Here is an 11960-nt window from a genome sequence, read left to right on the forward strand (position 1 = left end):
CGTAACCACGCAACGCTCATATTTAAACGTGACGGAAAAGAACGAAACCCTATTCATGCTTTGTATGGCCCGGGCTATCCCAATTTATTCAAAGATGACGACATTAGAGGGGATCTCCAACGCAAAGCTGAAGAGCGTTTTGAAAAGAACTTTTCCCACCATGCCCAAGCACTCATAAACGGGATTATCGGCTGATGTTTAAAGATTTACTCGACCACGTTGAACAGTTTGTTTCCGAAGCTGTGACAGACCTTGCAATGGAGCAAAAAGGTTCTGACACACTCGGCGCTGTGAAGGTTTTTAAAAGCGCTGTGCCGAAAGATCCTGACGCAGAAAAGACTTTCCCCTGCGTCGTGGTGCGGTGGATCAGCGGCGAAGATGATGAGGAAGGCTATTGCACAGAGCATGTTGATCTACTCTGTGGCGTGTATTCGCGCGAGGGTTTTGCTCATGCAGAAGACTGGATTGCAGTTGTAACCGGCAGGCTTCGCCGCAAGCTTTCCACCATGAACCATTTAGGCAGCTGGGAACTTGTTCGGCCTGTGAAGTTTGCCAAGCCGGAACCGGAAGAACAACACAAGCATATGCATATGGGTGTTGTGCGTACCACATGGCAAGGCCAATATCTTTCAACCAATCATACAGGAGATTTGTAGATGGCTACAGAAACACCAACCACCGACACACAAGAGACCGTTATCTATTTAGGCGCTTCTCTTAACGGAGATCGCCACGTTGGGCATGGCAGCGTTTTTATTGGTGGCAAGCTGCCTGACCATTTGGCGCAGGCCATAAACGTAGATGCAAACTTGGCAGCGCTTTTTGTGCCTCTTTCCAAAGCCGGTGCAGCAAAGCGTGATCTTGAAAATCCTACAACTGCAATTGCCAAAGCTTTTGCCGCAACACAGGGGTAACGTATGTCCGGTTATTACCACAGAGTTCATACACGCGAAGTGCCTACCGCTATTGTGCCTCCGCGTCGCATCAGTGCCAGTATCCCTGTTGTTGTGGGTACTGCGCCAGTGCATCTACTTTCGGAAGGACAGCACAAGCCTATTAATGAGCCTGTACTTTGCTACACGTTTAAAGAATTTGTTGAACAGCTGGGCTTTACTGATGAAGCAGATGCCAACAGCATGTTTAAATATACGCTGTGTGAATTTGCTGACGTGTTCTTTGGCAAATGCAATGTAGCGCCAATTGTAGTTATCAACGTATTTGATCCAGCTACCCATAAAACTGGTGAAGCAGCCGACGTTACCAAAGTTACTGCCGCAGATATTGTGGGCGGCTACGATGCAGACGCCGGCACATATACCGGCTTAGAACTTGTTTCAAAAGTATTCCCCAAATTCCGAGTTGTACCAGGGCAAATTCTTGCACCAGGCTTTTCTCATGATCCTGCTGTTGGTGTAGTTATGGACACCAAGGCAAGTACCATTAACGGTATTTTCTCCTGCCTTGCCCTGACCGATATTCCCGACGCTACCTGCACCAAGTACACAGACGTACCAAGCTGGAAAGAAACCAATAACTACACAGGCAAGCACACTGTATGCTGCTGGCCTAAAGTTACACTAGGTAAACATGTGTACAACATGTCCACATACCTTGCCGGACTTATTGCCCAGACTGATGCCGATTATGAAGGCATCCCATACGTTTCTCCATCCAACCGCCGCATGCCAATTAGCGGCGCTGTAGCAAACGGCAAACCCGTACACCTTGAATTGCCACAGGCTGAATATCTTAACGGGCAAGGCGTTGTTACAGCGCTGAACTTTGACGGTGGCTGGAAAGCTTTCGGCAACCGTACTGCCTGTTACCCATCCAACACGGACCCGAAAGACGCATTTATTTCTGTGCGCCGCTTCTTCAGCTGGCACGCCAATACCTTTGTGCTCACGTACTTCCAGAAACTGGATGGTCCCACCACACGCCGATTTATTGAAACCATCGTAGACAGTGAAAACATTCGCCTGAATGGATTCAAACAAATGGAAATTATCCTCGGTGGCGAGATCTTCTTTTATCAGGAAGAAAACCCAACCACTGATTTGATCGATGGCGTTGTGCGCTTCCATACCAAGATGACACCGCCGGTTCCTGCGCGTGAGATCGTGAACATTCTGGAATTCGACGTAACCAATTTCCAGAACCTTTTCGGGAGTAACTAATGAGTAAGCAACCAGAAAAGATTATCTCGTTTGATGTGTACTCCGGTTCCGAACTCTTTATGGGCGTTGCAGATGCAGAGCTGCCTAGTATTGAGTTTATGTCTGAAACGCTTTCCGGTGCCGGCATAGCCGGTGAACTGGATTCGCCAACGATCGGACACACCAGCAACATGAGCGTGAAAATTAAGTTTCGCACTGCAACAAAACATGCGTTGGAACTTAGTGCGCCGAAACGTCATGAGCTTACCTTCCGCGCGTCTACTCAAGCACGCGCTATCTCCAATGGTGCAGCGCTGACCACCTTCCCGCAAAAGGTAATGGTGGCCGGCACGCCAAAATCTGTAGGGCTTGGCAAATATGAGTCTGGAAAAATGCAGGATGTACCTGTGGAATTGGCCTGCGATTATCTGAAAATGTGGCTCGATAACAAGCCTGTTGTAGAGATCGACAAGTTCAACATGATCCACAAGGTAGGCGAAACAGACTACTTGCAGCAGGTTCGCAAAGATCTTGGCCGCGAAGGTTAATCTACCCCCCATCTTTTACCCTAGAGAGGAAACACTCATGTCTGAACCTACTGTGAATGAAATTACTTTGATTAAGCCCATCACTGTTGACGGTGAAACTATTTCCACCGTGACCATGCGCGAGGCCATTGTTAGCGACCACCTTGAAGCTGCGGATATGGCAGGCCCCAACGCTAGTAATGCCCGTTATGAAGCATGCCTGCTGTCGCAGCTGACCGACATTCCCTTTGGCGTGTTCGTCAAAATGCCAGAAGCCAACTACTTCAAGCTCATGCAGGAATACCAAGATATGGGAAAGTCTCAATCAGCGCCGATGATCTTCGACGCGCCTGTCTCGTCTTCTGCAAGCAATCCGGACAACGATTAACAGACGTTTTGCAGATGCCGCTTGGTAAACTGGATAACTGGTTACGCGCATTACGAAAGAGGTAAACATGGCAATTAAACAAGTTGGTTTTAATTTTGTTATCGGCTCTTCGCTGAATAGCAACTTTACGGCAAATATGAACCGCACAGAACGCGGACTCAGCCGTATTGGTGAAGCTGTTACCAGCTTGAATAAAATGCCGGCGTTACGTCTGGGAAATGATCTTGCGCGCCAGAGTGGGCGCATTAGCGAGTACCGTACTCAGCTACAAAAAGCACAAGCAGAACTTGTGCAGTTGAACTTGCAGGGTAAAGAAGCCGGAGAAGTTTCCGGCTTACTTGCCCGCAAGATTGAACGCACAGAAGCAACCATTGCCAAAGTAACAAATGCAATGGAGCGCGAAGGCCGCAGCTATGCTCGCAATGTTGTTAAAGCAAAACAGCATGCAGGTTCCATTGCTGCCATGCGCAAAGAATATGGTGGATTAAACACTGCACTTGCGCAGGCAAAACAAAGACAAGATGCCTACGCCGCAAGCATGGCAAAGTCTCAAAAGTATGCAGAGCAGCGCAAAAACCTTAAAGGGCAAATTGTCGGAACAGCTGCAATGGCTGGTGCTGCTGCGGCTCCCCTTGTTCTTGGTGAACAGGTAGCACAGGCAAAGTTTCGTTTAAGTACTGCCATCAACAGCGACAACAAAAACGCAGCAATGGTTGATGCGGGTAAGCAGGCGCGGGAATTATCTCGCGAAGGTTTGGCTTCTCTTACAGAAGCGTATGACATTCAATATGCCCTTAACTCTGCGGGACTTGATGCAGCTGCCGCACGTGCCGGCTCTTCCATTGTTGCCAAGGTTTCAAAGGTAACAAACGGACAAGCAGAATCCGTGGGTGAAGTGCTTGCAACCACATACAACAACTTGGGCAGTTCTCTTGCCGGAACAAACGAAGAAAAGTTTGCCCGCATCGGTGATCTGCTTACAAAGACGCAGCTTAAATTTCAGATTAAAGACTTCGGGCAGCTTGGCGAGTCCATGAAAGAAGGTTCTGCCGGACTTGCGAACTACAATGTAAATCTTGAACAAGGCGTTACCTTACTGGGCGTACTTAACTCCGCAGGTCTTGGTGGCAGCAAAGCTGGTACGGGCATGAATGCGGTTCTGCGTCAGTTAGGAAAAGCGCAAAAAGAATGGAACATTGATTTAGTGCGCGGCGCTAACGGGCAGCTTGATATGGTCGCCACGTTGCAGCAGGTGAATGCTGCGCTCGACGGTATGGGGCAAGATGAACGTGCACAGGCCATTCAAAACGTGTTCGGTGACGAAGGCTCAAAAGCTATTGTGCCGATGCTGAAAAATCTTGATTCGCTCTCTGCCACTGTCAAAGACGTTAGCGAAGGTGCCCGTGGCGTTGTTGATTCCAACATTGCCAACTACCTCAAAACCGCCACACCTAATGCCGCCAAGGTTACAAACAGCCTTACTGATCTTGCGGGTGTTATCTCCTCTGCCGTTGCTCCAGAACTAAACATGATGCTTGATTCCTTTGCCAGTGGCGTAAACGTACTGGCTGATTTTGCACGTGAACACACAGGCGTAACGAAAACAGTTACCGGCCTTGTGGGTGGCCTTATTGCCCTAAAAACTGCGGCTCTTGGACTTGGAATTTTCCGCACCATTATGGGGCAAGGTTTCGAGTTTTTGAAACGAGGCAAGTTGCAGAAAGGATTTAGCGGCCCCGTTCCCGTTACGGTTACAAACTCCGGTTCGCTGGGTGATTCCGACTCCGGCGGGTTTGGTATGGACAGCGATAGCAAAAAGAAAAAGTCCCGCAAACGTAGCGATAAAAGCCGCAGAAGCAAATTTTCACGCAGGCTTGGAAGATCCAAAGCCGGACGCATATTCGGCAAGCTTTCCAATGGGCGTATTGGCAACATATTTAGCAAATTAGCGAACAGTAAAGCCGGCAACATGATGGGCAATCTTGTGAACAGCAAGGCTGGAAAATTCCTCGGTAAAGGCTTTCGTCCTCTCAGTATGATTATGGGCGCAGGCTCTCTTGTTAATTCCCTTTCATCCGGTGAAAAAGTTGGCGAAACCGTTGGCAGTATGGCGGGTGGTACTGGCGGCAGCATGGCTGGTTCTGCCATTGGCGCTGCTATCGGGTCGTTTATTCTTCCCGGCATTGGTACAGCGATTGGTGGCATGCTTGGCGGTTTGGGCGGCGGCATGCTGGGGGACTGGCTTGGCGGTGCAGCTGGTAAACAGTTTGATGGCATAGAGCAGGCCGCAGAGTCTGCGGATAAAGTTCTAGCACCTGCCAATGAAACTAAAGTGGAAATGTCCGTCACGTACAACATTCCCGCAGGATTAACCGAAGCAGAAAGAAACCGGTTTATGGCTCAAAAAGATAAAGAACTGGTCAACACTATGACCGACCAAGTTAACAAAATGCACCATGAACAACGGAGACGCGCCCTTGACTAGCTACATTGCTCAGACGGGTGAAACCTTCGATGCGATCGCCCGTAATTTGTGGAACGATGAACGACTGTTCCAGCGGCTTGTTGATGCAAACCCGCAGTATCGAACTGTTGTATTTTTTGCCGGTGGTGAAACGCTCAACGTGCCAAATCTGCCAGCAGCAACAACGACTATCAAAGCGCCCTGGGAATAACCATGCATACCAGAAACGCCTATTTCGACATAACCATACGCGGCAAGAATGTTTCCACGCAGCTTGCGCCGTACATTACGTCCGTTACGTGGTCGGATGCTGCTAACTCTACCGAGGCGGACAGTTTGGACATTGAACTGGATAACCGAGACGGTCTTTTCTCCGGAGCATGGCAGCCCACTAAAGGCGATAAGCTGACGGCGAAACTCATTACTGAACACTGGCACAGTGAACATGAACGGCTTGTAGTTAACTGTGGCGTATTTGAAATAGACGAAACAGCCTACAAGTTCGGCGGCGCTGGTGACTCCATCACGCTTAAAGCTATTTCCGCAATGGTTAAAGGCGCGATCCGCCGCGAGAAGAAAAGCCGCGCATGGGAGAACACCACCTTTTCTGCCATAGCAAACAAGATTGCTACCCAGCACGGTTTCGGCTGCGTGTTCACTGGTGATGATGTGCAGTTTACCCGCATTGAGCAAAAGTCTGAAAGCGACATTGCCTTTATCCGCCGCCTTGCCAAAGAACATGGCCACGCATTGAAGCTGGCAGACGGCAAAGTAATTTTGATGGACGAAGCCAAGCAAGACAAAAAACCAAGCGCGGGAACCATAAACAAAAACATGGTGCTCTCTGTTGAGATTACGGACAAAAGTACGGACATCTATTCAGCCTGCGAGATTCAATACCATGACGCTGCCACGAACGAGACGCGCAAATATCTATGCAAACCGGAAGGCGTTCCCACCTCTGGCCAGACTCTCAAAATCAAAACGCGAGTTGAATCACTGGACGCCGCCCGCAAAAAAGCAACCGCAGCTTTACGCAGGAAAAACAAGTTTGAAACAAGCGGCACCATCTCTTGTATGGGCAACCCGCATTTTATTGCAGGCTCTGTCTGCACGCTAGGTGGTTTCGGAGTTTTGAACGGCTTGTACGCTATTGAGAAATCCACGCATACAACGGGTGAAGGTGGCTATACCGTGTCTCTCTCTATCCGCAGGACGGTGAATTACTAATGCAAGACTACACCCACGACATTGGCGCACTGGCTGCGGTGCTTGGTAACTTATTTCAGATCGGCAAGGTGACGTCTGTTAGCGATGCAGCCGGAACCTGCCGCGTTGTAATGCCAGATGCAGACAACATGGAAAGTTTTGACCTGCGCGTACTGCAAGCCAAAACCCACAAGGACAAGCAATACATTATGCCGGATGTTGGTGAAATGGTGCTGTGTGCCTTTCTTCCATCCGGTAACGAGCAAGGCTTTGTGCTAGGTGCCTACTATTCTGAAACAGACCCCGTGCCTGTTACTACTCGCGACAAGTGGCATGCACGATTTAAAGACGGTGCAACCATTGAGTACGACCGGAATACGCACGTTCTTTCCGCAGTTATTCCCGGTGATGCCACCATAGAAACAACTGGCAACATTTCCGCAATAGCTGACGGAACGATTACCGGAACTTCTAAGAAGTCAATTACGCTCAATGCTCCGATTATTACGCTTAACGGCAAGACTTTTATCAACGGCGCACTCTCTCAAGGTGGCGGCTCCAATGGTGGCGATGCTTCATTTAAAGGCAAGCTGCACACCACAGACGATATTTCAACCGATGCAGATGTAGTGGCAAACGTATCACTCAACGGCCACAAGCACACATGCCCGCATGGTGGCGACACAGGAGCACCGCATGACTAGCTTGCTGAAAACTATCAGTAACGAACTGTTTGCAAACGGGCGCGCCGCAGAAGGCATTCCTAAAGTTGCACGAGAGATTGCAGAACAAGCAGGCACCACGCTCGAGCACGAAGGACTTACACTTGTTACGCGCCAGATGGAACGCGAGCATTCAGCCCTTACGCGTGATCTTTACGAAGCAACAGGAAACGCAACAGCCGGCGGAACACCTGACCAAGTTGCAAACAGCTTTTTGCATGGACGGTTCGTAAAAATTCCCGTGGATGGCTGGAGCGTAGCAAACGACAATGGACTCCGTTCCAAGCTTGTAGATACCGCACTGGATGGCATAAAGGACAAGAAACCCGTGCCGCAGATTACTGAGAATATGCAACAGGTACACACAGAAACCGTTGCTATGCCAGCGCCACAAGTTGCGCCTGTAACAACGCAGCCCGTGCCTACGTCGCAAAGCATGACAACTACACAGGCCGTACCGCCGCAGAGTCCTATAGGATCTTTCGGGACAATCGCGTTTCAGGTTTCTCGCGAAAACACCATAACGCCGGAAAAGTTTAACGTGTCACGTCCTGCCCGTTTTGCAGAACACACCATTCTGCACGCTGCGCCCAAAGGCCAGCACCTTGGCATTGGCCTGCGTGACATTTCAATCACTATCAAGTTGATGCATCCATTCTGCAAAAAGCCAGCTGCACGCATAGCAGAGCTGGAAGCCATGCAGGAAAGTGAACAGGCATACCCGCTGGTATTAGGTGGGCGCAACTACGGCAATTACGCCCTGTTAAATCTTGATGTGACCGTGAACACGTTTGGATACGGCGGCGCGATTCAGTCCGCAGAAGTTCAACTGAAGCTGAAGGAATATTTTTAAATGTACACCGTAGATACCACCACCGAATGGCGCCAGCAGTATGGGGCAACGAGTATTACAGCAATTCTGCAAAATGTTCGGAACATACTTTCCACCACGCGCGGCACTGTACCGCTGGATAGAACCTTTGGTATTAGGCAAACGTTTTTAGATAAGCCGCAAGCAGAGGCCATGGCGCTGTTTACGGGCGAAGTAATCGCAGAGGTTGAGAAGCAGGAACCCCGTGTGCGTGTGCTGCGTGTTGAGTTTGCCCCTCGCACCAGTGAAGCCGCTGACGGGCGGCTGTACCCCGTTGTTACGCTTGAAATTAAGGAGGCAACATGAGTCTTCCCGCTCTTACATTTGTAGATAACGACCCTGCAAAGATTGAATCGCGCATGATTGCGAACTTCGAAGCGATTACAGGTACAAAACTTTACCCGGGTGCGCCTGAACGTCTGTTGTTGGAAAGTACAGCAATGGAGTTCGCGCTGATCCGCAGTGAGTTTGACCATAGCGCAAAGCAGAATTTAGCCACCTATGCAGAAGATGAGCACCTTGATCACGTAAGCGCGTTTGTTTCTACCAAGCGCCTCGATGCGGCGTATGCTTCAGGTCCTTTTGAATTTACGGCAGAAGCAGAACACACAGGCATTGTTGTTCCCAAGGGTTCGCAGATTACACCTGATGGCAAGCTTATGTTTGCCACAACTGAAGATGCAGGACTTGTTGCTGGCAAAACAACAGTAACGGTAAAAGCTGCATGTGAAACAGCCGGCAGCATTGCCAACGGCTTTGCAGCTGGACAGATCAATAAGCTTGTGAAGCCGATTGCGGGCATTGTTTCTGTACAAAACACCGCCACAAGCATGGGCGGTGCAAACGTGGAAAGTAACGACCACTTGCGAGAACGCGCCCTCAAAGCGCCGCGTGGGTTTAGTACAGCCGGCCCCGTTGGTGCGTATGGCTGGTGGGCCATGTCTGCACATCAGGAAGTTGCACACGCCGTTTCAGTCTCTCCGCAGCCGTGTGAAATTGAAGTGTATGTACTTATGGAAAAAGGCCGCATTCCCACCACTGAGGAGCTGGCACAGGTTGCCGCTGTTCTTTCTCCGGACAAAGTGCGCCCGCAAGGTGACAGAGTGCAGGTTCTCGCGCCCGCACAGATTGAATATACGCTAAATATTACATGGTATGCGCCATCTGTGCCGCAGCAAGCAGCACTTGCCGCAGAAGTTGAACACATTGTTGCAGAGTTCACCCAATGGCAGCGCCTGCGCCTTGGACGTGACATTAACCCTTCCGAACTAATTCACCGTTTACGCAGTGCCGGCGTTCAGAATGTGAATGTAGCTTTGCCAGCGTATGCCGCTGTTGCATCCACGCAAGTAGCAGTCTGCACCGAAACCACAATCAACTTTGGTGGAGTGCAAGCCTAATGACCACACTTACGGAACTTCATTTTGCAGATCTGCTTCCGGATTCCATCAAGGATGATGCAACCACCAAGGCGCTGGCAGAAGTAATTGATATAGAATTTTCGCTGCTGCTTGCCACAATGAATGTGCCGCAGTTCTTATTGCGTGTTGATGACATGGTGGAGCCGGAACTTTCCATACTAGCGCGTGAATTGTGCGCGCCGTTCTGGGAGCCGGCTTTCAGTGTGGAACGCAAACGCGAAGTCATTAAAAAGTCCCTTATCTGGAACATGACACGCGGCACCAGCTGGTGTGTACGTGATGCACTGGAAACGGTGTACGGCAACGCAACACTAGAGGAATGGCACGAAGACGGCGGCACACGCGGCACCTTTAAAGTGCGTGTGGATAACGATGATCCAGTAACAAAAGATTCATTCGGCAAACTCACACGCATACTGACCGAAACTAAACGACAGAGCCAGCACCTAGACGCGCTTGTCATACCCCGCAGTGCAGAAAGCAGCCTTGTTGTTGGCGGTATGTGTGAGGTTGCACAGCCTATTATCGGCGTAATGCAGCATCATGCATCCGGTAGCGGGCAATGCGGCAGTGTTGGTGTGGCGTTTTTTCTCCCAAGCATCTTGTGCAACTCTCAACTGTAAAAAGGAACACCCATGGCAACATTTATCAACGTCCGAACTACTGAGGTAGGACAGACGTTACTTGCACAAGTTCACGCAGGTAGCGAAGAATTGACCATTACCGGTATTGCATTTGGCAGTGGCGCATGGACAGACGAAGAATACGCCGAAAGAAACTTAACAGCGCTCAACAACGAAGTAATGCGCGTTGCCCCAAGTGGCGGTAGGCAGTCCGGCGGTGCAGCAGACATTACTTGTGTACTTACAAACGTAACGCTTGATGAAGGCTTTGCCCTTACTGAGCTGGGTGTGATTGCAGAAAAAAAAGACGGCTCTGAAGTGCTTTACATGGCAGATTGCGTGCCGCCTGTTAAATCTACATGGATCAGCGCTAAGGATGAATACCGCATTGAAATTCCCGTTACGCTGCGCATTAAGTGTTCCAGTAATTCTACGGTAGAGATCCGCGTTGAAAGCACTGTGCCTGTAACAAATGAAGACTTGGAAAACCACAACACAGCGCCGAACGCGCATCACGATATTCGCGAACTGTTGCGGACTCATACCCATACGTGGAGTGTTATTACCGGCAAGCCTTCTGTTTTTCCACCAGCTGGGCATACGCACACCCCTAATCAGGTAGGTTTAGGCAATTTACCTAACGCGAAAAGTGACAGCGTAACGTCTACCAGTAGCAACAGCCTTGCCACAAGTAAGGCTGTGAAAATTGCGTATGACAAAGGAAAGCAGGCTCTTGATCTCGCGGGTCAAAAGGCAGCATCCAATCACCACCATAATAGCGTGTATGCCACCAAAACACATACGCATACGCCTGCACATGTGGGGCTTGGTGAACTACCTAACGCGAAGAGCCACAGTGTCAGTTCAAGCCGTAATGATGTACTGGCTACAAGCTTAGCCGCAAAGACTGCATACGATAGAGGAACACAGGCATTAAATGCCGCAAATACCAAAGCTGCATCGAATCACAATCACGATTCACGTTATTACACAGAAAGCGAAGTCAGATCGCGTATTGCAGACTCTAAAATTCATGGTGGCATTGAATTATTTAGTGGTTCTGTAAACAGCTCCGGACGGCCTATAGATGAAAAAACGGGACAACCCGATTTGCGATACGGCGTATGTGATGGTCGCACATATGCTTCTCCAGATGGCAGGAATGTAAGTACACCCAATATGAGAGACCGATTTACCGTTGGTGCAGGCGGAAAATATTCCGTTGGAAGCAAAGGTGGTGCTGAAAAGGTTTCTCCAACCGTAAGCACGACTGCGTCACATGACCACCTAATCGCATATGAGACTGGTAATGATCTGTCGGGTTCCACTTATCACAACTTCAACAGCCGCAATACTGGCGATCCCGATGATGGAACGGCTCACACTGGTGGTTCTCAGGCGCATGAAAACCGGCCGCCATACATCGGCGTGTTTTACATTAAATATCTATAGGAGAAGTTATGCACGTAACAGTTATTGCACCAGATAAAGTAGTTCTAGTTGATGGCAGCGCTCTAAAACTACCTAACTTTGATTTTGATGAAACTCTTCACGCTATCCAGTTTGATGGGCAGGAGGG

General features: G+C 49.6%; 15 protein-coding genes. All 15 read left to right on the forward strand.

From position 1 onward, the window contains the following. Positions 1-195: hypothetical protein (locus tag F461_RS19255; RefSeq protein ID WP_034605911.1), on the forward strand; the 195-nt coding region annotated here is incomplete at its 5' end. Further along, positions 195-656, forward strand: a complete 462-nt coding sequence (locus tag F461_RS0100415; RefSeq protein WP_019999185.1) for a hypothetical protein — start codon at positions 195-197, stop codon at positions 654-656. The genes F461_RS19255 and F461_RS0100415, both read left to right, overlap by 1 nt. Further along, complete coding sequence (locus F461_RS0100420; protein ID WP_019999186.1) at positions 657-914, forward strand: hypothetical protein; 258 nt, start codon at positions 657-659, stop codon at positions 912-914. A 3-nt stretch (positions 915-917) separates the two neighbouring features. Beyond that, a complete protein-coding gene (locus F461_RS0100425) occupies positions 918-2177 on the forward strand; it encodes a phage tail sheath family protein (RefSeq protein WP_019999187.1) in 1260 nt (419 codons plus the stop codon). Continuing rightward, positions 2177-2704 carry a phage major tail tube protein gene (locus F461_RS0100430; RefSeq protein WP_019999188.1) on the forward strand — a complete coding sequence of 176 codons (528 nt, stop codon included), beginning with the start codon at positions 2177-2179 and terminating at the stop codon, positions 2702-2704. Before F461_RS0100425 ends, F461_RS0100430 begins: the two co-directional genes overlap by 1 nt. Before the next feature lie 37 nt (positions 2705-2741). Continuing rightward, on the forward strand, positions 2742-3071 hold the full coding sequence (locus F461_RS0100435) for a phage tail assembly protein (protein WP_019999189.1): 330 nt from the start codon (positions 2742-2744) through the stop codon (positions 3069-3071). A 67-nt stretch (positions 3072-3138) separates the two neighbouring features. Further along, positions 3139-5556, forward strand: coding sequence for a phage tail tape measure protein (locus tag F461_RS0100440; RefSeq protein ID WP_019999190.1), 2418 nt, complete (start codon positions 3139-3141; stop codon positions 5554-5556). Then, complete coding sequence (locus F461_RS0100445; protein ID WP_019999191.1) at positions 5549-5746, forward strand: tail protein X; 198 nt, start codon at positions 5549-5551, stop codon at positions 5744-5746. Before F461_RS0100440 ends, F461_RS0100445 begins: the two co-directional genes overlap by 8 nt. Before the next feature lie 2 nt (positions 5747-5748). After that, positions 5749-6765 (forward strand): phage late control D family protein, encoded by a 1017-nt coding sequence (locus F461_RS0100450; protein ID WP_019999192.1) that lies wholly within the window; start codon positions 5749-5751, stop codon positions 6763-6765. Then, on the forward strand, positions 6765-7448 hold the full coding sequence (locus F461_RS16625; RefSeq protein WP_019999193.1) for a phage baseplate assembly protein V: 684 nt from the start codon (positions 6765-6767) through the stop codon (positions 7446-7448). Before F461_RS0100450 ends, F461_RS16625 begins: the two co-directional genes overlap by 1 nt. Next, complete coding sequence (locus F461_RS0100460; RefSeq protein ID WP_019999194.1) at positions 7441-8319, forward strand: phage tail protein; 879 nt, start codon at positions 7441-7443, stop codon at positions 8317-8319. Before F461_RS16625 ends, F461_RS0100460 begins: the two co-directional genes overlap by 8 nt. Next, the gene (locus F461_RS0100465; protein WP_019999195.1) at positions 8320-8643 is read left to right on the forward strand and encodes a GPW/gp25 family protein; all 324 of its coding nucleotides are present in this window, start codon (positions 8320-8322) and stop codon (positions 8641-8643) included. It begins immediately after the preceding gene. Further along, positions 8640-9737, forward strand: a complete 1098-nt coding sequence (locus F461_RS16630; RefSeq protein WP_019999196.1) for a baseplate assembly protein — start codon at positions 8640-8642, stop codon at positions 9735-9737. The genes F461_RS0100465 and F461_RS16630 overlap by 4 nt, the downstream gene beginning before the upstream one ends. Further along, positions 9737-10381 carry a phage tail protein I gene (locus F461_RS18370; protein WP_019999197.1) on the forward strand — a complete coding sequence of 215 codons (645 nt, stop codon included), beginning with the start codon at positions 9737-9739 and terminating at the stop codon, positions 10379-10381. The genes F461_RS16630 and F461_RS18370 overlap by 1 nt, the downstream gene beginning before the upstream one ends. 12 nt (positions 10382-10393) lie before the next feature. Continuing rightward, entirely contained in the window at positions 10394-11833 is a 1440-nt protein-coding gene (locus F461_RS0100480; RefSeq protein WP_019999198.1) for a tail fiber protein, read from the forward strand. Positions 11834-11960: the final 127 nt, after the last annotated feature.

Origin of the sequence: Halodesulfovibrio aestuarii DSM 17919 = ATCC 29578, from assembly GCF_000384815.1 — a bacterium.
Taxonomy (GTDB): domain Bacteria; phylum Desulfobacterota; class Desulfovibrionia; order Desulfovibrionales; family Desulfovibrionaceae; genus Halodesulfovibrio; species Halodesulfovibrio aestuarii.